19 protein-coding genes are annotated in these 19,435 nt (G+C 65.1%); 9 read left to right on the forward strand and 10 right to left on the reverse strand.

The features are described from left to right. Positions 1-91: 91 nt before the first annotated feature. The 5 genes from MUB52_RS00125 (at position 92) to dxs (ending at position 4,491) form a co-directional block, all read left to right on the forward strand. On the forward strand, positions 92-604 hold the full coding sequence (locus tag MUB52_RS00125; protein ID WP_263842151.1) for a MarR family winged helix-turn-helix transcriptional regulator: 513 nt from the start codon (positions 92-94) through the stop codon (positions 602-604). Next, entirely contained in the window at positions 601-1,302 is a 702-nt protein-coding gene (locus MUB52_RS00130) for a response regulator (RefSeq protein ID WP_263842152.1), read from the forward strand. Before MUB52_RS00125 ends, MUB52_RS00130 begins: the two co-directional genes overlap by 4 nt. Positions 1,303-1,434: 132 nt before the next feature. Beyond that, positions 1,435-1,677, forward strand: coding sequence for an exodeoxyribonuclease VII small subunit (locus MUB52_RS00135; protein WP_263842153.1), 243 nt, complete (start codon positions 1,435-1,437; stop codon positions 1,675-1,677). Between the two features lie 3 nt (positions 1,678-1,680). Then, on the forward strand, positions 1,681-2,550 hold the full coding sequence (locus tag MUB52_RS00140) for a polyprenyl synthetase family protein (protein ID WP_263842154.1): 870 nt from the start codon (positions 1,681-1,683) through the stop codon (positions 2,548-2,550). A gap of 9 nt (positions 2,551-2,559) precedes the next feature. Next, positions 2,560-4,491 (forward strand): 1-deoxy-D-xylulose-5-phosphate synthase, encoded by a 1,932-nt coding sequence (dxs, locus tag MUB52_RS00145; protein WP_263842155.1) that lies wholly within the window; start codon positions 2,560-2,562, stop codon positions 4,489-4,491. 3 nt (positions 4,492-4,494) lie between these two features. Here dxs and MUB52_RS00150 read toward each other — a convergent pair whose 3' ends face one another. From MUB52_RS00150 to MUB52_RS00185, 8 genes are all read right to left on the reverse strand, one after another. Continuing rightward, positions 4,495-5,094 (reverse strand): exopolysaccharide biosynthesis protein, encoded by a 600-nt coding sequence (locus MUB52_RS00150; protein ID WP_263842156.1) that lies wholly within the window; start codon positions 5,092-5,094, stop codon positions 4,495-4,497. Further along, positions 5,075-5,953: an SDR family oxidoreductase gene (locus tag MUB52_RS00155; protein WP_263842157.1), complete on the reverse strand. Its 879-nt coding sequence runs from the start codon at positions 5,951-5,953 to the stop codon at positions 5,075-5,077. Before MUB52_RS00155 ends, MUB52_RS00150 begins: the two co-directional genes overlap by 20 nt. 40 nt (positions 5,954-5,993) lie before the next feature. Further along, the gene (locus MUB52_RS00160; RefSeq protein ID WP_263842158.1) at positions 5,994-7,247 is read right to left on the reverse strand and encodes a glycosyltransferase family 4 protein; all 1,254 of its coding nucleotides are present in this window, start codon (positions 7,245-7,247) and stop codon (positions 5,994-5,996) included. 51 nt (positions 7,248-7,298) lie between these two features. Then, a complete protein-coding gene (locus tag MUB52_RS00165) occupies positions 7,299-8,078 on the reverse strand; it encodes a carnitinyl-CoA dehydratase (protein WP_263842159.1) in 780 nt (259 codons plus the stop codon). Continuing rightward, positions 8,079-10,112 carry an acetate--CoA ligase family protein gene (locus tag MUB52_RS00170; protein WP_263842160.1) on the reverse strand — a complete coding sequence of 678 codons (2,034 nt, stop codon included), beginning with the start codon at positions 10,110-10,112 and terminating at the stop codon, positions 8,079-8,081. A 57-nt stretch (positions 10,113-10,169) separates the two neighbouring features. Further along, positions 10,170-11,333, reverse strand: a complete 1,164-nt coding sequence (locus tag MUB52_RS00175; protein ID WP_263842161.1) for an acyl-CoA dehydrogenase family protein — start codon at positions 11,331-11,333, stop codon at positions 10,170-10,172. Between the two features lie 121 nt (positions 11,334-11,454). Next, a complete protein-coding gene (locus MUB52_RS00180) occupies positions 11,455-12,210 on the reverse strand; it encodes a class II aldolase and adducin N-terminal domain-containing protein (protein WP_263842162.1) in 756 nt (251 codons plus the stop codon). A gap of 76 nt (positions 12,211-12,286) precedes the next feature. Next, positions 12,287-12,709 carry a VOC family protein gene (locus tag MUB52_RS00185; RefSeq protein WP_263842163.1) on the reverse strand — a complete coding sequence of 141 codons (423 nt, stop codon included), beginning with the start codon at positions 12,707-12,709 and terminating at the stop codon, positions 12,287-12,289. A gap of 50 nt (positions 12,710-12,759) precedes the next feature. Here MUB52_RS00185 and ade point away from each other — a divergent pair, with 50 nt between their 5' ends. The 3 genes from ade (at position 12,760) to MUB52_RS00200 (ending at position 16,450) form a co-directional block, all read left to right on the forward strand. Beyond that, positions 12,760-14,562 carry an adenine deaminase gene (gene ade / locus MUB52_RS00190; protein WP_263842164.1) on the forward strand — a complete coding sequence of 601 codons (1,803 nt, stop codon included), beginning with the start codon at positions 12,760-12,762 and terminating at the stop codon, positions 14,560-14,562. Then, positions 14,559-16,022, forward strand: a complete 1,464-nt coding sequence (locus tag MUB52_RS00195) for an AMP nucleosidase (RefSeq protein WP_263842165.1) — start codon at positions 14,559-14,561, stop codon at positions 16,020-16,022. The genes ade and MUB52_RS00195 overlap by 4 nt, the downstream gene beginning before the upstream one ends. 140 nt (positions 16,023-16,162) lie before the next feature. Further along, on the forward strand, positions 16,163-16,450 hold the full coding sequence (locus MUB52_RS00200) for an HU family DNA-binding protein (protein ID WP_263842166.1): 288 nt from the start codon (positions 16,163-16,165) through the stop codon (positions 16,448-16,450). 90 nt (positions 16,451-16,540) lie between these two features. Here MUB52_RS00200 and MUB52_RS00205 read toward each other — a convergent pair whose 3' ends face one another. Continuing rightward, complete coding sequence (locus MUB52_RS00205) at positions 16,541-17,428, reverse strand: LysR family transcriptional regulator (RefSeq protein ID WP_263842167.1); 888 nt, start codon at positions 17,426-17,428, stop codon at positions 16,541-16,543. Between the two features lie 106 nt (positions 17,429-17,534). Here MUB52_RS00205 and MUB52_RS00210 point away from each other — a divergent pair, with 106 nt between their 5' ends. Next, positions 17,535-18,362, forward strand: a complete 828-nt coding sequence (locus tag MUB52_RS00210; RefSeq protein WP_263842168.1) for a phytanoyl-CoA dioxygenase family protein — start codon at positions 17,535-17,537, stop codon at positions 18,360-18,362. A 15-nt stretch (positions 18,363-18,377) separates the two neighbouring features. On the opposite strand, the gene MUB52_RS00215 is transcribed toward MUB52_RS00210, so the two are convergent. Further along, positions 18,378-19,433, reverse strand: a complete 1,056-nt coding sequence (locus MUB52_RS00215; protein WP_263842169.1) for a Gfo/Idh/MocA family protein — start codon at positions 19,431-19,433, stop codon at positions 18,378-18,380. Between the last annotated feature and the right edge of the window lie 2 nt (positions 19,434-19,435).

Raw genomic sequence — 19,435 nt, forward strand, 5'->3', positions numbered from 1 at the left:
AAGATGCGATTCGATAGCCCTTAAGCCTTGGAATGTCAACAACACTGACATATGCTGCGCATAAAGGACCAGGGACGGTTTGAGGCACGTAATGGCGGACGGGCGCAGTTCTTCGGCGCAAAGCGGTGAAAACCTTCTGTTTTTGACCGACGAGCAATTGCGCCAGGGCATTGAGGCGATGTTTTTCGCCTACCGTGGCTTTACGGCCGATCCTGATCGCATCCTCTCCGACATGGCTTACGGGCGGGCGCACCACCGCGCGGTGCATTTCATCAACCGCGCGCCCGGCACCACCGTCAACAATCTCCTGAACATCCTCGGGGTCACAAAACAATCGCTGAACCGTGTCTTGCGCACGCTGATCGAGGATGGTCTGGTCGAGAGCAGGATCGGAAAGGCGGACAAACGCGAGCGTCACCTGTTTTTGACCGAGGCCGGACGGGCGCTGGAACAGAAGCTGTCGGACGCGCAGCGCGCGCGGATGCGGATGGCGTTCCGCGACGCGGGCCCTGAAGCCGTGGCTGGATTCCGAACCGTGCTGGAGGCGATGATGGATCGGGAAATGCGCTCTGCTTATTCGCGGCTGAAGGACAGTGGTACATGAGTGAAATGGACGCCCACCTGCTGATCGTCGATGACGATGAACGGATCAGGACGTTGTTGCAGAAATTCCTGATGCGCAACGGGTTTCTCGTCACCGCAGCGCGCGACGCGGCCCACGCCCGGCGCATTCTGTCGGGGCTGGATTTCGATCTGATCGTGCTCGACGTGATGATGCCGGGGGAAGATGGTCTGTCGCTGACGAAGGCGCTGCGCGAGGACCGTAGCGTCCCGATCCTGCTGCTGACCGCGAAGGGCGAGACCGGCAACCGCATCGAGGGGCTGGAAGCCGGTGCCGACGACTACCTTGCCAAACCTTTTGAGCCGAAGGAGTTGCTGCTGCGCATCAACGCGATCCTGCGCCGTATGCCTGAGGCGCCCGCCGATCAGACCGCGCCCAAGGTGCTGAGCCTCGGCGGCATCCGCTACGATATGGAACGCGGCGAGATGTGGCAGGGCGAGGAATTGATCCGCCTGACCGCGACCGAGATGCAGCTGATGAAGATTTTCTCGGCCAGCTGCAACGAGCCGATCAGCCGCGCCAAGCTGGTCGAGGAGCTCGGCCGCGACCGTGGGCAGGCACAAGAGCGGGCTGTCGACGTCCAGATCACACGCCTGCGCCGGAAGATCGAAGAAGACCCCAAGCAGCCGCGCTATCTTCAAACGGTGCGCGGGGCCGGCTACATGCTTGCGCCGGAGTAGCCCGACCGGGCCGGTGGGCCAAGGCCCACCGGCCCGGTCGGGCGCGCCACCGCACAAACGTCGCGCAAGCCGGTCTGGCGCCCTGCCCGGAAACGCTCTAGAACGGGTCCGAAACAAGGACAGCGAGCCCGTATGACCGACACCCCCGTAGACGAGATGAGTTTCGAGCAAGCCATGGCCGAGCTTGAGAAAGTGCTGGGGCAGCTGGAACGCGGCGACGTGGCCTTGGATGAGAGCATCGCGCTCTACGAGCGGGGTGCAGCACTAAAGGCCCGCTGCGAGACCAAGTTGAAGGAAGCCGAGGAAAAGGTTGCGGCCATCACGCTCGACGGGGATGGCGCGCCCACCGGGACAAAACCGGTCGAAGGGCTCTGAGCCATGTTTTCCGACCGTCTGGGCGCTACGGCCCGGGCCATTCAAGCGCACTTCGATCTCATCTTGGGGAAGCTCGACGATCTGCCCGTGGTTCATGCGATGCGGCATGCGACCAACGGCGGCAAGCGGTTGCGCGGCTTTCTCGTGATGGAAGGTGCGCGGCTGCACGGTGTCGCGCCAGAGCGGGCCATCTGGCCTGCCACGGCCATCGAGGCCCTGCATGCTTACTCGTTGGTACATGATGATCTGCCCTGCATGGATAACGACGACATGCGGCGCGGGCAGCCCACGGTCCACCGCAAATGGGACGAGGCGACCGCAGTGCTTGCCGGAGATGCGCTGCAGACACTCGCCTTCGAACTTGTCACCTGCCCCGAGGCAAGTCCCGAGCCGTGGGTGCGCGCTGATCTTGCCCTGCGCCTCGCCCAAGCCAGCGGGGCGCAGGGCATGGTCTTGGGCCAAGCGCTCGACATCGCGGCGGAAACTGCCGAACGCCCGCTGTCGCTCGATGACATCGCCCGCCTGCAGCAGGGAAAGACCGGCGCGCTGATCGAATGGGCCGCGACCGCGGGTGCCGTTCTCGGCCAGAGCGATCCCGCGCCGCTACAGCGATACGCGCGCGCCCTCGGCCTTGCCTTCCAGATCGCCGACGACCTGCTGGACGTCACCGGCGACAGCGCTATGGTTGGCAAAGCCGTCGGCAAGGACGCTCATGCGGGCAAGGCCACCTTCGTGTCCCTTCTCGGGCTCGAGGCCGCTCAGCACCGCGCGGCAGGGCTGGTCGAGGAGGCCTGCGACAGCCTGGCCGGTTACGGCGCCGAGGCGGAGACGCTAAAAGAAGCCGCGCGTTTCGTTGTGACGCGCGCGCATTGAGAGGAGCCCATGAGCTCAGATCGACCCCACACCCCGCTGCTCGACACCATCCGACGCCCGGCCGACATGAAATCGCTGTCCGACCGGCAATTGACCCAACTGGCCCGCGAACTCCGGGCCGAGACGATCTCGGCGGTGTCGGTCACGGGTGGCCACTTGGGCGCGGGGCTCGGGGTTGTGGAACTGACCGTGGCATTGCACGCGGTGTTCGACACGCCCCGCGACAAGCTGATCTGGGATGTCGGTCACCAATGCTACCCGCACAAGATCCTGACCGAGCGTCGCGACCGCATTCGCACCTTGCGCATGAAGGATGGGCTCAGCGGGTTCACCAAACGCAAGGAGTCCCCGTACGACCCTTTCGGTGCAGCCCATAGCTCGACGTCAATCTCGGCGGCCCTGGGCTTCGCCGTCGCCCGCGATCTGGGTGGGGTGGTGCCCGAAGGCCTCGGCGATGCGATTGCGGTCATCGGCGATGGTGCGATGAGCGCCGGTATGGCTTATGAGGCTATGAACAACGCGGGTCACCTCGGCAAGCGACTGATCGTGATCCTGAACGACAACGAGATGTCCATTGCCCCGCCGACCGGGGCGATGTCGAGCTACCTCAGCCGCCTCTATGCCGAAGAACCCTTCCAGGACTTGAAGGCCGCCGCCAAAGGCGCGGTGAGCCTGCTGCCCGAGCCCTTCCGTGAAGGTGCCAAACGCGCCAAGGACATGCTGAAGGGCATGGCCGTCGGCGGCACGCTCTTCGAAGAGCTCGGGTTTTCCTATCTCGGGCCGATCGACGGCCACGATATGGACCAATTGCTGCCCGTGCTGCGCACCGTGAAAGCGCGTGCGACGGGGCCCATCCTGATCCATGTGCTGACCAAGAAGGGCAAGGGCTACGCGCCCGCCGAGACGGCGCGCGACAAGGGTCATGCCACCGCGAAATTCGATGTGGTCACGGGCGAGCAGAAGAAGGCGCCCTCCAACGCGCCGAGCTATACCCGCGTCTTCGCCGACAGCCTGCTGCAAGAGGCGGCCGAGGACGACAAGATCTGCGCAGTCACTGCCGCCATGCCGGACGGCACCGGGCTGAACCTCTTCGCCGAGCGCTATCCGAGCCGCTGCTTCGACGTCGGCATCGCCGAGCAGCACGGCGTGACCTTCTGCGCCGGGCTGGCGGCGGGCGGGATGAAGCCCTTCTGCGCGATATATTCGACCTTCCTGCAGCGCGGCTACGATCAGGTTGTCCACGATGTGGCGATCCAGCGGCTGCCCGTGCGCTTCGCCATCGACCGCGCGGGGCTCGTCGGCGCGGATGGGGCCACACATGCAGGCGCCTTCGACATTGCCTACCTCGCCAACCTGCCCGGCTTTGTGGTCATGGCCGCCGCCGATGAAGCCGAGCTGAAGCATATGGTCGCCACGGCCGCAGCTTATGAGGACGGTCCCATCGCCTTCCGCTTTCCGCGGGGCGAAGGGCAGGGGGTCGAGATGCCGGACCGCGGCGAGGTGCTGGAGATCGGCAAGGGGCGCGTCATCGCGCAGGGCGCGCGTGTTGCGTTGCTGTCCTTCGGGACACGTCTTGCCGAGGTGGAAAAGGCGGGTGAAGCGCTGCGCGCCCGCGGGCTTGCGCCGACCATCGCGGATGCGCGCTTCGCCAAGCCGCTCGACCGCGATCTGATCCTGCAGCTGGCCGCCGAGCACGAGGCGCTCATCACCATCGAGGAGGGGGCCGTCGGCGGCTTCGGCAGCCATGTGGCCCAGCTTCTGGCCGAGGAAGGCATCTTCGACCGGGGGCTCAAGTACCGCTCGATGGTGCTGCCCGACATCTTCATCGACCAGGCAAGCCCGGCGGATATGTACGCGGTCGCAGGCATGAACGCCGCGCAGATCGAGGGCAGGGTTCTCGACGTCCTCGATATCGCGCAAATCGGCGAGGCGCGGGCCTGATCGCTACAGCACCGCGACGTTGAGCAGCGCCAGCGCTCCGGCGGGCACAGCGACCATGCCGATGTAGCCCGCAATCACGAAGTAGCCGTCGCGGGCGAACAATCCGAAGGCAAAGAGGCCCACGGTCGCCGCGGCGAGCGAGGTCACGCCGGGCAGAAGCTCTAGCGCGGGCCAGCCCAGCGGGATCACCGCGCACTGCGCGAGGATCAGCAGACGCATGGGACCGCGCGTCAAGGCTTGCAGACGCGGGTGAGAGTTCCGATCGATCCAGTCCGCGGGCCTGCGCAACCAGCCCACGGCCTGTTGCAGCCGCGCGCCCTTCACTTCGGCGCGCATCATCCAGCGCGGCAGCCACAGCCTGCTCCCGGTCAACCCTTGCAGCGACAGCATGATGATGATCGCCGCGCAGATCGTCGGCATGCCCGGCACGCCCGACAGCGGCGAGACGAGCAATAGGGCGACCACGAGGATCACCGGCGTGATCGTCCGGTCGCCGATTTCCGAGAGAACGTCGCGCAGCTCGACCGTGTCGTCCTCGGCAGCCCGGTCGACGGCGTCCAGCAGGCGTGTCAAGGGCCAGTCCTCATACGTCTGGCGCGTCATGGTCCTCGCGTTCGTCACGCAGCAAAGCCTCCAGTCCGGTCCGATAGTCGGGGTACAATAGCTGCACTCCCAACTCCTGCTTGATGCGATCGTTCCGAACTTTCTTGCTCTCAGCGTAGAAACTGCGCGCCATCGGTGTCATCTCGGCGGTGTCGAAATCGACGGCGGGCGGCAGCGGCAGGCCCAGCAGCTCTGCAGCATAAGCGATAACATCCTGGGGCGGGGCCGGATCGTCATCGCAGAGGTTGTAGACAGCACCCGGATTGGGCTGCGCCAGCGAGGCCTCCAGGACTTGCGCGATGTCTTCCACATGGATCCGCGAGAAGACCTGCCCCCTCTTGATGATCCGCCGCGCGGTGCCGTTCCGCACCTTGGCGAAAGGGCCACGCCCTGGCCCGTAGATACCCGCAAGCCGGAAGATATGCAGCTTCAGATCCGGGATCGCCTGCCATGCAGCCTCGGCGTCCACCCGCGCCTGGCCCCGCCTTGTTGAGGGTGCCAGAGCCGTGCTCTCATCTACCCAATCCCCGCCGTGATCACCGTACACGCCCGTGGTGGAGAGATACCCAACCCATGCGAACCGCGGGGCCGCAGCCGCGATGTCCGCGCGCAGCTCGGCCAGCACCGGGTCACCGTCCGGGCCCGGCCCCGCCGAGATCAAAAGCGCATCCGCTTCCGAAAGGGTTGCCGAGATATCCGTGCCAGGCCAGACCATCGGCTCTGCGCCGCTCGCCGTGATGGCCTGGGCTTTCTCGGCGCTGCGGGTGGTGCCAATCACGCGCCACCCTTTGGCCGTCAGCCGCGGCGTCAGGGCCCTGGCGCTGAACCCGTGGCCGAAGGACAGAAGTGTCTTGCTCATCGCCGCAGAGTGGACCGCGACGGACCCGGGTGCAAGACGCTCAACGCGGGATCTCGATCTGCCGAGAGGCCGGGACCAATGCGTTGATCCGGCGCAGATGCTCGGGCAGACAGCACGTCAGGAAATCGTGGTGCGCGACGATATGGGCCCGCGCCGCCGGACCCAGATGCGCAAAGGCACCCGGGCCAGTGACCACCTCGATGACCTGTCGTGCCAGCGCGTCGGAGTCGTGAAAATCGACCAGCAGCCCGGTCTCACCATGGGTGATCACCTCGCGCACCGGCGCCACATCGGAAGCCACGACAGTCGCCTGCATCGCCATCGCCTCCATCAGCGACCAGGAGAGCACGAAGGGCATCGTCAGATAGATGTGACAGCGGCTGATCTGCACCAGCGTCTGGAAATCCGGATAGGGTATCCGGCCAAGGACATGCACGCGGCTCCAGTCGATGTCCTGGCCGACCTCCTTCTCCATCTCCGCGCGCAGCCCGCCGGGAGCCTGCGATCGCCCGCCGTAGGAGACCTCGTTGCCGCCGATGATCAACACACGCGCCTGCGGACGCTCCCGCAGGATGCGCGGCAGTGCACGCATCAAGACGTGGAAGCCGCGGGCCCGTTCGAGGTTGCGCGCGACATAGGTGATCACCTCATCGTCCCGCGTGAGCGGTCGGTCCAGACGCCCCAGAGACAGCGAGGCCGCCGCATCGGGTCGCAGACTGTCTGTCCGAATGCCGTCGTGGCACACATACATGCGGTCATGAAAACTCTGTGGAAAGCGGTCGCGCTGCCAGAGCGTCGGGCATTGGCCCAGATCGACCGTCTCGATGTTCGCCAGCGGTACCGCGTTGCGCGCCTGTATCAGGAACGGCGCGTGCTCCGAGACGGGCTCTTCCGGATCGAACCCGACAAGCCCGCCGTGCAGATTGTAGTAGTATTCGAAATACCCGATGATCGGCACATCGGGCCAGATCTGCTTGAAGAAGGTCAGCTCGCCCCACCCGACGTGGCCGACAACGATATCGGGCTTGAACCCTTCCTCCTGTTCCAGCCGGCGCGCCGCCATGGCTGCGCCGAAGCCTGCGCCGACCGCTTCTTCCCAGACCTTAGACAGCCCGTAGGCATCCTTGCCCGGCGCATGGTGCGGTTTGTAGATCACCGTGCGCAGCCGGTCGAACTGGAGCGGTGTGCGCCGCTGGGTCAGAAAGGCGATCTCGTGCTCACCGGCGGCCAAGAGCCACCGCACGATCTCGCGGTACTGGCCGGGCATGTTCTGATGCACAAAGAGCAGTTTCATCGACACTCACACATGATCTTCATCCGCAGCTTCGGGCAGCGGCACCTGACGTCAGCGGCCCTTCCACACGGGATCGCGCTTTTCCGCAAACGCCCGCGCCCCCTCCAGCTGGTCCTCCGAGGAATAGAGCCGGTCCACGGTCTCGAGCTGGCGTTGGGTGATCCGATTCATCGCGTCCTGAAATTTCGCATCCTCCGCATCCCGCACGATCTCCTTGATCGCCGCATAGACCAGCGGCGGCCCCGAGGCCAGCAGCTCGGCCAGAGCCCAGGCCCGCGGCATCAGCGCCTCGGCCGGCAGCACCTCGTTGACCAGCCCCCAGCGGTGCGCCTCTTCGGCATCGAACCAGCGCCCGGTGAGCAGAAGCTCCATCGCGATGTGGTAGGGGATGCGCTTGGGCAGCTTGACCGAAGCCGCATCCGCCACGGTGCCCGAACGGATCTCAGGCAGCGCGAAGGTGGCGTGATTGGCGGCAAGGATCAGATCTGCGCTCAGGGCAAGCTCCAGCCCGCCGCCGCAGGCGATACCGTTGACCGCTGCAATCACCGGCTTGTTCAGCCCGCGCAACTCCTGCAACCCGCCGAAACCGCCCACACCATAGTCACCATCGACGGCATCGCCGTCTGCCGCCGCCTTGAGGTCCCAGCCCAGGCAAAAGAACTTCTCGCCTGCCCCGGTCAGGATCGCCACGCGCAGCGCTGGATCGTCGCGAAAGCCGGCGAAGACCTCGCCCATCGCGCGCGAGGTCACAAGATCGATCGCATTGGCCTTGGGCCGGTCCAGCGTAACCTGCAGGATCGGGCCCTTGCGGGTGGTCTTGATCGGCTCCATTCAGGTCTCCTCCGGCTTGCTTGCGCATGACATCGATATCAGCGCGTCCACCGCGATCGCCGTGTCGGTGGTACAGATCAGCGGGTTGATCTCAACCTCGCTGATCGCGTCGCCCTGCGCAATCACGCAGTCCTGCAGCGCCATGACCGCGGCGACAATAGCCGACAGGTTCGCCGCGGGCCGCCCTCGATAGCCGCCCAAAACCGGAAAGAGCCGCAGCTGCCCCAGCGCATCCGTGACATCGTCCTCGGTCACCGGCAGCAGCCGCGAGACGCTGTCCTGCCAGATCTCGGTCAGAACCCCACCCGCGCCCAGCGTCAGCACCGCGCCATGCGCCGGATCGCGCGCCATACCCACCAGAAGCTCCACCACGGCGCCCTGCACCATCTCCTCGACCAGGTAGCGGCTCGCCTCGATCTGCTCAGCCGCAGCCGCAAGGTCGGCATGGCTGAGGCCCAGACGAACGGCCCCGGCATCTGACTTGTGCGCCAGACCCAGAGCCTTGAGCGCAAGTGGCGCCTCGAGATCAGAAGCAGCGGCGAGACCGATCCGCTCCAGAACCACGTGCCTCGGCGTGCGCAGGCCGTGGCTGCTTAACAGCACCTTCGCCGCCGCCTCATCCATCACCCAAGCAGGGGCCTCAGGGATCGGCAGGATCGGGGGCAGCGGATGCGGAGCGCCGCTGTGCGACGCCGCCTCCGCCGCGACCAGCGCCTCGCGTAACCCGCAAAGCGGCGTCACACCTGCGGCCATGAGTGCAGTGGCCGCGGCTTCTGGCATGAGCTCCGGCAGGGTCGCGGCCACTGCAACGGGCCGTCCGGTTTCGCGGCGCACCGAGATCGCCGCCTCGGTCGCGCTCACCCAGTCGCCGGCATCGGTGTGCGGATAGTCGACCACCAGCAACAACAGCCCGATATGTGCCGCCGCCATCGGTCGCCAGGCCGCCGCCATCTTCGACGCGTCTCCCCAGACATAGGTGTGATAATCCAGCGGGTTGGAGAGCGCGACCATCGGCCCCAACACCTGCCCCAGCGCGGTTTTCTGATCCGCCGTCAACTCCGGAAAGGACAGATCGAACGGTTTGGCCATATCCGCTGCCAGACTGGCCTCGCCGCCGGAACAGCTCACGCAGGAGAGCGCATTGCTCTCCAGGCGCCCGTTGCAATGCAAAAGCTTCAGCGTCTCCAGAAAGCCGGGCAAGTCGTGCACCCGGGCCAGCCCCAGTCGGCTCAGCAAAGCCTCCGCCCCGGCGTCGCTGCCGGCCAGCGAGGCGGTGTGCGAGATCGTCGCCCGCTGCGCCTGATCCGACGCCCCGACTTTGAGCACCACCAGCGGCACATCCTTCGCATAGGCCTTGCGTGCCAAGGCGACCCACTCTGCCACATCCGCGAAGCCTTCCACGTGCAGCCCAATGGCCGTCACCCGCGGATCGTCCAGCAGCGCATCAGCGATTTGCGCCTGCCGGATCTGCGCCATGTTTCCGCACGTCACCATGTACGCGATCGGAAGCGCGCGCCGCTGCATGGTGAGGTTGATCGCGATGTTCGAGCTCTGCGTCAGGATCGCAACGCCTCTCTCCAGAGGCACACAGCCATGTTGATCCGGCCACAGCAGCGCCCCATCCAACGCATTGATGAATCCATAGCAATTGGGCCCAAGGATCGGCATGTCGTCAGCCGCCGCCGCCAAGGCGCGTTGCAGATCGGCGGCCCCTGCGTCTTCGCCGCTCGCCTCCGAGAAGCCCGAGGCGAAGCAGACGGCACCGCCAGCGCCCATGCGCGAGAGCGCCGCAACGCTCTCCACCGTGCGATGCCGATTAACCCCAAGGAATGTCGCATCCGGCACACCAGGCAGGTCAGCGAGAGTGGGCACAGCGGCCACGGTTTCGACAGGCGCCGGATCCGGATGCACCCGCCAGATCGGACCCGAAAATCCCATGCGCTGCACCTGCCGCACCACCTGCCGGCACCACGCACCACCCCCCACCACCGCGACCGACCGGGGCCGCAACAGCCGCGACAGATTCGGGCTCAAGCGCGCACCGCCCGGCTTCTTCTGGCCAAAAATATCCTCGCCGAAGGCATGAAACCCTCAGGCTCCCAACGCGCGCAGAAGATCGCGGCTGATGATGTGGCGCTGGATCTCGGAGGTTCCATCCCAGATCCGCTCCACCCGCGCATCGCGCCAGAAGCGCTCGAGCGGGTAATCCGCCATGAGCCCCATGCCACCATGCACCTGGATCGCGGCATCCGTGACCCGCGCCAGCATCTCCGAGGCGTAGAGCTTCGCACTGGCGATCTCACGGTTGGCGGGCAGGGCCCGGTCCAGGCGGTCGGCACTCGCCAGCGTCAGCAGATCGGCGGCATCGATCTCGGTGATCATATCCGCCAGCTGGAAGCTTACCCCCTGAAACTTCCCGATCTTCTGGCCGAATTGCTCCCGCTCAGCGGCGTAACGCACTGCATAGTCGAACACGCGCCGCGCACGGCCCACAGACATCGCGGCAACCGTGATCCGCGTGGCGTAGAGCCAGGTGTTCATCACCTCGAACCCACCATCGACCGCGCCCAACACCTGCGCATCCGGCAACCGGCAATCATCGAACTCGAGGATCATGTTCTTGTAGCCGCGATGGCTGACGGACCGATACCCGTCCCGAACGGTGAACCCCGGCGTGCCGCGATCCACCAGAAACGCGGTGATCCGCTTCTTCGGTCCCTTGTCGGTCTGATCCTCCCCCGTCGCCACAAAGACAATCACGAAGTCGGCGTGCTCCGCGCCAGAGATGAAATGCTTTGTTCCGTTCACGACCCAATCGCCACCATCGCGGACCGCCGCACAGGTCATACTGCGCACGTCCGAGCCCGCGCCTGGTTCGGTCATCGCCAGCGCATCCATCTTCTCGCCGCGCACCGCGGGCATCAGATAGCGCTGCACCTGCTCCCCCTCGCAGGCCATCAGGATGTTCTGCGGCCGCCCGAAGAAATGCGTCAGCGCCATGGCGCCGCGGCCCAGCTCGCGCTCGACCAGCGCGAATTCGAGGTGGGTCAGCCCTGCACAGCCGACGCTTTCAGGAAAGTTGCAGGCGTAAAACCCGAGTTCCAGCGCCTTGCGCTTGATCTCCAGCGCAATCTCGACGGGCACCTCGCCGCTGCGCTCGACCAGCTCTTCATGCGGATAGATCTCGTTTTCGACAAAGCTGCGGACGGTCTCCGCAATCATCCGGTGTTCGTCGGTCAGGCCATAGGTCGTCATCGGGCGGGCTCTTTTGGGAATGCAGAACGGGCAGGATCGGGCGCGGCCAGATCAGGCCCGCGCAGCCAGGCGCCGTGTACTTGTCCACCGCTTTGCATCGTCCACCGGGCTGACCCAACCATCAGCTCGCATAGCTGCTGCCGTCCTCATCGAGGATCGCCTTCAACTCCGCCAGATGCCGCGCATCCTGCTCGGGGTAGCTCTCGATCTCTTGCGCCGTCTTCTCAGCCACCTCGTGCGACAGCACGCGCAGCGGCTTCCCGGTCTGCAGGGCGAGGATATAGGTCATGCAGGCCCGTTCGAAGTAGTAGAGCCGGTTGAACGTGTCGGCGACCGTGTCACCGATGACCATGACCCCGTGGTTGCCCATGACCATGACCTTCTTCTTCGGATCGTCGAAAAGCTGCGCGCAGCGCTCGCCTTCGTCCTCGAAAGCCAGCCCGCCATAGTCCTCGTCAATCACGATCCGGTTGAAAAACATACAGGCGTTCTGATCCACCGGCGGCAGACGGCTGTCGGCCAAGGCGGCCAGCGCCGTGGCATAGGGCGAATGCACATGCATCGCACACCGCGCGTGCGGGCAGTGCCGATGCAGCCCGCCATGCAGCCCCCAGGCCGTGGGGTCCGGCGCGTCCGGACCTTCCATGCTTGCCGGGTCATTCGCATCCACGACGATCAGGTCCGACGCCCGGATGCGCGCAAAGTGCATCTGGTTCGGGTTCATCAGAAACCGCGTGCCATCGTCGTTGATCGCCAGGCTGAAGTGGTTGGCCACCGCCTCGTGCATGTTCAGCCGCACCGTCCAGCGGAAGGCCGCAGCGAGATCCACACGCTCCTGCCAGTGGTCCATATTGGGGCGAACATGTGAAACGGACATCGGGCACCTCCTCGCATTTGTCCAAGTTGAACCATGCCGGAACGCGACTGGCTAGCCGAAATGCGACAGACGCGGGCTAGTCCAGCGGACGACTTGGCACCCAGGCATAGCCGTCACCGCAAAGGATATAGGCCTCGCGCAGCCCATGCGGCTTGTCGGTTGGCGCCTGAAGGATGACAGCACCTGCCGCTTCGGCCCGCGCCACGGCCGCCTCCGGGTCCGTATCGTAGAGCCGGATTTCGATCCCCGCCCCGCGCGGCGGGTTTTCCGGCAGCAGGCCCAGCAGAGGGTTCGACCCATAGGTCCCATCGCTGTGCAGCTGAAACAGCTGCACCCCGTAGGTGAGGATGGCGAAATCTTCGCTCAGCCGATGCACCCCCATCCCGAACACGTGCTCCAGAAATGTCGCGGTCTCGCGCACGTCACGCACCAGCAGGTTCAGCCCGATCCCGCGCAGGCTCTTGCCGAAATCCTCCGCCGACACGGTTTCATAGTCCATCAGCGCGCCTCCCCGCTTGAACATCCCCAAAACCCGTGGCACCTAGGGACATGACGCACGCAGCTTTCCCCTCATGGCCAGACACCGCTCCGCAGCTCATTGCCGTGGCAACCGGCCGCAGCCCTGCGGATACGGTCATTCGCGCAGGCAAATGGGTCAATGTCCATACGCGCGAAGTGCTCGATGGCCATGACATCGCCATTGCGCGTGGCCGCATCGCCTGCGTGGTGCCGGACGCCTCCCACTGTATCGGGCATGAGACGCAGGTCATCGAAGCGGACGGCCGCTACATGATCCCCGGGCTCTGTGACGGGCATATGCATATCGAAAGCGGGATGCTGACGCCCGCAGAGTTCGCCCGCGCCGTGATTCCCCATGGCACCACCTCGATGTTCACCGACCCGCATGAGATCGCGAATGTGCTGGGCCTCGAAGGCGTGCGCATGATGCACGACGAGGCGCTCATGCAGCCCGTCAACATCTTCACTCAGATGCCCTCCTGCGCACCCTCCGCGCCGGGGATGGAGACGACGGGCTACGAGATCACCCCCGAAGACGTGGCCGAAGCGATGACCTGGCCTGGCATCATCGGTCTGGGCGAGATGATGAACTTCCCCGGCGTGTCGAACGCCGACCCGAAGATGCTGGCCGAGATCGCCGCGACGCAAATGGCGGGCAAGACAGTGGGCGGCCATTACGCCTCGCCCGACCTGGGCCCCGCCTTCGCGGGCTATGTCGCGGGCGGCCCGGCGGACGATCACGAGGGCACCTGTGAAGCCGACGCCATCGCCCGGATGCGGCAGGGCATGCGGTCGATGATCCGGCTGGGCTCCGCCTGGTATGACGTGGAAAACCAGATCACCGCGGTGACCGAAAAGGGCCTCGATCCGCGCAACATGATCCTCTGTACCGACGATTGCCATTCCGGCACGCTGGTGAATGACGGGCATATGAACCGCGTGGTGCGCCACGCCATCGACTGCGGCTGCGACCCGCTCATCGCACTGCAAATGGCGACGGTCAACACCGCCACGCACTTCGGGCTGGAGCGCGAGATCGGGTCACTCACCCCCGGCAGGCGCGCCGATGTGATCCTGACCTCTGACCTCATCACCCTGCCCAGCGAGACCGTGATCGCGCGTGGCCAGATCGTCGCCGAGAACGGGCAATGCCTCGTCGACTGCCCGCATTACGACTGGCCCGCCAAGGCCCGGCAGACCGTGCATCTGGGCAAGACGCTGACCGCGGAGGATTTCACGATCCCCGCCCCCAAAGGTGCCAATGCCGTGCGCGCCAATGTGATCGGCGTCGTCGAGAACCAAGCGCCCACCAAGGCGCTGCAATTCGAACTGCCCGTCACCGAAGGCCGCGTGCAGGCCACCGGAGACGTCGCGCAAATCGCACTGGTCGAACGGCATCGCGGCACCGGGCAGGTCACCAACGCCTTTGTTTCGGGCTTTGGCTACGAGGGGCCCATGGCGATGGCCTCCACCGTCGCCCATGACAGTCACCACATGATCGTCGTCGGCACCGATGCCGACCACATGGCCATGGCCGCGAACCGTCTGGGCGAGATCGGCGGCGGTATCGTCATCTTCAAAGACGGTGCCGAGCTGGCGCTGGTCGAACTGCCGATCGCCGGGCTGATGTCCGACCGCCCCGCGGCAGAGGTCGCGGCAAAAGCGGACGCGATGATGGCCGCCATGTGCGCCTGCGGCTGTACGCTGAACAACGCCTACATGCAGCATTCGCTGCTGGCCCTCGTCGTCATCCCCGAGCTGCGCATCTCCGATCTCGGCCTGGTCGACGTGCGCAGATTTGATTTCATTCCCGTTGTAGAACCCCTCTCATGACCAAGATCCTGACCCCCGACGCTCGCCCCGCCGAAGACTTCATGGATGCCGAAGCCGCCGTCGCACGGCTGGAAGAGCTTTATGCGCAAGCCACCGAGTTTCTCTGCGCTCATTTCAGCACGGCGATGAGCGAGGGCGCGCCGCAAAGCCGCATCCGCGCCTTCTACCCGGAGGTGATGTTCAAGACCTCCACCTTCGCGCAAGTCGACACGCGGCTCAGCTTCGGCCATGTCTCGGCACCCGGCAGCTTTCGTGCGACGATCACGCGCCCCGATCTCTTCCGCAGCTACCTCACGCAGCAGATCGGCCTTCTGATCGAAAACCACGATCAGCCGGTGATCATCGGCGCCTCCGATACACCGATTCCGGTGCATTTTGCCGTGGCCAACGACGCGAGCATCACCGTGCCACAGGAAGGGGCCGCCGACTTCACCCTACGCGACGTCTTCGACGTACCGGACCTGTCCACCACCAACGATGACATCGTCAATGGCACCTATACGCCAGCGGATGGTGTGGGCGCCTTGGCGCCCTTTACGGCGCAGCGGGTCGACTACTCGCTGGCGCGGCTCGCGCATTACACGGCCACGGATCCGGTGCATTTCCAGAACCACGTGCTCTTCACGAACTACCAGTTCTACGTGTCGGAATTCGAAGCCTATGCCCGTCAGCAGCTGGATGACCCGGCCTCGGGCTACACCGCTTTTGTCTCAACCGACAACGCGATCATCACCACCGGCGATGAGCCGCTGGCCGAGGCGATCAAAATCCCGCAGATGCCGACCTATCACCTCAAGCGCGCCGATGGCTCCGGCATCACGCTGGTCAACATCGGCGTCGGCCCCTCGAACGCCAAGACAGCGACGGACCACATCGCGGTGTTGCGCCCGCATGCCTGGCTGATGGTCGGGCATTGCGCCGGGCTGCGGAACTCTCAGGCGCTCGGGGATTTCGTGCTGGCGCATGCCTATCTGCGCGAAGACCACGTGCTCGATGACGACCTTCCCGTCTGGGTCCCGATCCCGGCGCTGGCGGAAATCCAGATCGCGCTGGAACAGGCGGTGGCCGAGGTCACCGCGCTGGAAGGCTACGAGCTCAAACGCATCATGCGCACCGGCACCGTCGCCACGATCGACAACCGCAACTGGGAGCTGCGCGACCAATCGGGGCCGGTGCAGCGGCTCAGCCAGTCCCGCGCCGTCGCTCTGGACATGGAAAGCGCCACAATCGCCGCCAACGGCTACCGGTTCCGGGTCCCCTACGGCACCTTGCTCTGCGTCTCCGACAAGCCGCTGCACGGCGAATTGAAGCTGCCCGGCATGGCCTCGGACTTCTACAAAACGCAGGTCACACGGCATCTGCTCATCGGCATTCAGGCGATGGAACGGTTGCGGACAATGCCGCTGGAGCGTATCCACAGCCGGAAATTGCGCTCCTTCGAAGAGACTGCCTTCCTCTGAGGGCCGAAAACCTCGGAAAATAGGTTAATTTTGCACGTTTTTTCTTGCATTGCTCTACTAATCGTTGTGTTCATACACAACATCCGGGTAGATTTCGGTTATGAGGCCCAACTGTTCGGGCAGCGAAGGAGAACAAGAGCATGGCGAAACCAATGACAAAGACCCAACTGGTCGCGGCCCTGGCCGACGAAATGGGGTCCGACAAGAAATCCGCAGGCGCAGCACTGGAAGCCGTTTGCAACCTGATCACACGCGAAGTGTCGGGTGGCGGCGCCGTGACCCTGCCCGGCGTCGGCAAGATCTATTGCCGGGAGCGGCCCGAGCGCATGGTGCGCAACCCGGCCACCGGTGAGCAATTCAAGAAAGACGCGGACAAGGTGGTCAAGATGACCATCGCCAAAGCGCTCAAGGACAGCGTGAACGGCTGAAGACCCGATCACCTGAGACTTTTCAGGGTCGCCTTCGGGCGGCCCCTTTTTTATTGGTTCGACGCTGGAGCGCTCCCCTGACGCCGCGCCTCAGGCGAGCATCCGCAGGAACCGCGCAAGCACGTCGTCCTTGTCACGGCTGGAATGCCAGAATGCGTAGATGCTGACCGCGTCGTGATCGAAGGGAAAGGGGTGCACCCGGACCGGCCAGCGCGCTGCGATCTGACGGGCTGCGCGCGCGGGCACTGTCGCGATGAGCCCCTTGCCGCAGATCAGATCTGGAACAAGCGAATAGGACCAGACGGAAAGCTTGCGCCGTCGGCTCTGCCCCGCGCGGCGCAGGACTTCCTCGTCATCGAACAGCGTCTGATGCCGGCTGTATCGGACAACCACATGGTCGCGCTCGAGATAGGCCGATGACGTGAGCGCACCGGCCTCGGGGCCGCACTCGGCACAGGACAGACAGACAAAGCTGTCGGTGAAGACACGCGCTTTCGGCGGCAGGCCCACATCCAGCGACTGCCCGGCCAGAAGCAGATCGACCTCGCCGGTCTGGAGCTGCCGGGCAGAGCCGCCGGACAACGGCAGAAGGTCAAAGCGCAGTCCAGGCATCTCGGTCGCAGCCCGCTCGATTGCCGGAACCACAGAGCTCCGCATCACGTAGTCCGACGCAACGACAGAGAGGTCCCGCGCGATGCCCGACACACCTGCGCCCGGTCGCAGCGCCGCGAAGGACTGCGCCTGCGACAGAAGCGCGTTCATCGGGGCGATCAGTCCTTCCGCAAACGGGGTCCGGACCATGGTTCGGCCCGAGCGGACGAGAAGCTCATCGCGAAAGTGATCGCGCAGCTGCGCCAGAACGGCGCTCATGGCGGATTGGCTCAGATGAACCCGCTGCGCCGCACGGGTGACGTTGCATTCAACCAGCAGCGCTTCGAGATAGGTCAGCTGATTGAGGTTGAAACCCGAGAGGCGCATGACATATCCGAAAAATCGATTGCAAACTCATTGTTAAATCAATTTTTCGGGCGGTCAAACCCGTGCCAGACTGGTGTCGACAAGACATGTGCCGGAGACCCGAAGGATGATGACCACACCCGCCCCCGCCAGAACACCGGCCAGCATCGCCGAGACCTACGAGCGCGACGGGTTCGCCCTGCCCATCGATGTGCTGACTGAAGGCGACGCCAGAGCGCTCCGCGATGACCTCGAGGCCGCCGAGGCGGAGCTGGCAGACGATGCCGAGCGTCTGGGCCTGCTGCGCACCTACCCGGATCGGCTGTTGCCAAGCTTCGATGCCCTGATCAGGCACCGGGGGATCCTCCGCGCTGTCACCTCGATCCTCGGCCCGGATCTGCTGGTCTACAGCGCCGCGCTCTTCATCAAGCCCGCCCGGTCCGACAAGATCGTCTCCTGGCACCAGGATCTCACCTACTGGGGTCTCGACGATGCCGAGGAGGTGACCTGCTGGGTCGCGCTTTCGCCGGCCACGCGTGAAAGCGGCTGCATGCGGTTTGTGCCGGGCAGTCACAAGACGCGGATCGTGCCGCATGTCGACACCTACGCCGACGACAACCTGCTGTCCCGCGGTCAGGAAATCGCCGTTGCCGTCGATGAGGCCGACGCCGTCCTGTGCGAGTTGCAGCCGGGTCAGGCGTCGCTGCACCACGGGCACCTGTTCCATGCCTCGGGGCCGAACACCACCGAGGATCGGCGCATCGGTGTGGCGATCCGCTATATCCGTCCGTCGATGAAGCAGGACAGCGGGGACCGCCCGCTTGTGGCGCTGGCCAGCGGGGTTGACCGTTTCCGCCACTTCAGCATCGCGGCCTCTCCGCAGGGCCGCCTGCTCGAGCGTGACATCAAGATCTGCCGGCAGGAGGCCGCCTTGCGGCGCAAGCTCTTCCTCTGAGCGGCGACCGCGCTGTCACCGGGGTTTCATGGCCAGCGGCGTTGCGGGCCGCGCGCTGCTCTCATAGGCCGCTTCGACCAGCGCCATCGTGGTCCAGGCATCTTCGACACCGCCCAACAGGGTGGTTTCCTCGCCCGTCGCAAAGCGCTGAAGCTGGCTCATCCGGCTGGCGAAGGCATCGGGAAACCATGCCCCCTTCAGGTCGACAGCGCGCCAGCCGTCCCCGGTGTTGAGCTCGAGGATATCGGGCTCGCCCCGCGGATAGTCGAGGTTGACGCCCAATTGCAGATAGGCGGCCCCTTTCGTCCCACAGATGCGGAATTCGCAGGCCTGATGCCGACGTCCGAACCCGTGATTGTGATTGATCGACAGCGCGCAACGGACTTCCTCGCCATAGTCGAGAATGGCTGCGGTACGGGTCTGCGCGATCTTTGATGATGGATGCCCCAGCGTTTTGGCGTGAACCCCCAGCGGATCGCCCAGCAGCCCGCGGATCATGTCGAGGTAGTGGATCGAGTGCAGGCTGATCTCGACGCGGGGCAGCGGCTCGAGAAACTTCCACAGACCCCAGGGCGTGTCCAGCGCCAGCCAGGCATCGACATCCACGATACGGCCGAGCAGCCCCCGGTCGACCGCATCGTAGAGGGCAAGGATCAGCGGGGCAAAGCGCAGCTGGAAGTTCACGGCTGCCTTCAGGTGTCGCGCGCGGCAGATCTTCAGGATCTCGGAAGCCCCAGCCAGATCGCTGCCCATCGGTTTCTGGATCAGGACCGCCGCGCCCTCCGGAAGCCCCCGCAGGATGTCCGCATGGGCATCCGGCGGCGTGGCAAGATCGAAAACCACGTCTCCGACGTTCGCCGCCTCCGCGGGCGTGGTGAAGGCCTCGAAACCCTGCGCCTGCGCGAGCGCGTGTGCCTTAGCGAGGTCGGGATCAAAGACGCCGAGCACCTCGTAGCCAGCCTTTTTGTAGGCGGGCAGATGTGCGTCCGTCACGATGGACCCGGCCCCAAAGAGCACAATCGGTTTGGGACGGGTGGCGCGGGGCCAGGCCTGCTTCAGTTCGTCATACATCG

This window comes from Roseobacter sinensis (genome assembly GCF_025755255.1).
In the GTDB taxonomy this organism is placed as follows: domain Bacteria; phylum Pseudomonadota; class Alphaproteobacteria; order Rhodobacterales; family Rhodobacteraceae; genus Roseobacter; species Roseobacter sinensis.

Bases quoted from the DNA above. Each gene is read 5' to 3' on its own strand.
- MUB52_RS00125 (WP_263842151.1), top strand. From the start codon at position 92: ATGGCGGACGGGCGCAGTTCTTCGGCGCAAAGCGGTGAAAACCTTCTG.
- MUB52_RS00130 (WP_263842152.1), top strand. From the start codon at position 601: ATGAGTGAAATGGACGCCCACCTGCTGATCGTCGATGACGATGAACGG.
- MUB52_RS00135 (WP_263842153.1), top strand. From the start codon at position 1,435: ATGACCGACACCCCCGTAGACGAGATGAGTTTCGAGCAAGCCATGGCC.
- MUB52_RS00140 (WP_263842154.1), top strand. From the start codon at position 1,681: ATGTTTTCCGACCGTCTGGGCGCTACGGCCCGGGCCATTCAAGCGCAC.
- dxs (WP_263842155.1), top strand. From the start codon at position 2,560: ATGAGCTCAGATCGACCCCACACCCCGCTGCTCGACACCATCCGACGC.
- MUB52_RS00150 (WP_263842156.1), bottom strand. From the start codon at position 5,094: ATGACGCGCCAGACGTATGAGGACTGGCCCTTGACACGCCTGCTGGAC.
- MUB52_RS00155 (WP_263842157.1), bottom strand. From the start codon at position 5,953: ATGAGCAAGACACTTCTGTCCTTCGGCCACGGGTTCAGCGCCAGGGCC.
- MUB52_RS00160 (WP_263842158.1), bottom strand. From the start codon at position 7,247: ATGAAACTGCTCTTTGTGCATCAGAACATGCCCGGCCAGTACCGCGAG.
- MUB52_RS00165 (WP_263842159.1), bottom strand. From the start codon at position 8,078: ATGGAGCCGATCAAGACCACCCGCAAGGGCCCGATCCTGCAGGTTACG.
- MUB52_RS00175 (WP_263842161.1), bottom strand. From the start codon at position 11,333: ATGACGACCTATGGCCTGACCGACGAACACCGGATGATTGCGGAGACC.
- MUB52_RS00180 (WP_263842162.1), bottom strand. From the start codon at position 12,210: ATGTCCGTTTCACATGTTCGCCCCAATATGGACCACTGGCAGGAGCGT.
- MUB52_RS00185 (WP_263842163.1), bottom strand. From the start codon at position 12,709: ATGGACTATGAAACCGTGTCGGCGGAGGATTTCGGCAAGAGCCTGCGC.
- ade (WP_263842164.1), top strand. From the start codon at position 12,760: ATGACGCACGCAGCTTTCCCCTCATGGCCAGACACCGCTCCGCAGCTC.
- MUB52_RS00195 (WP_263842165.1), top strand. From the start codon at position 14,559: ATGACCAAGATCCTGACCCCCGACGCTCGCCCCGCCGAAGACTTCATG.
- MUB52_RS00200 (WP_263842166.1), top strand. From the start codon at position 16,163: ATGGCGAAACCAATGACAAAGACCCAACTGGTCGCGGCCCTGGCCGAC.
- MUB52_RS00205 (WP_263842167.1), bottom strand. From the start codon at position 17,428: ATGCGCCTCTCGGGTTTCAACCTCAATCAGCTGACCTATCTCGAAGCG.
- MUB52_RS00210 (WP_263842168.1), top strand. From the start codon at position 17,535: ATGATGACCACACCCGCCCCCGCCAGAACACCGGCCAGCATCGCCGAG.
- MUB52_RS00215 (WP_263842169.1), bottom strand. From the start codon at position 19,433: ATGTATGACGAACTGAAGCAGGCCTGGCCCCGCGCCACCCGTCCCAAA.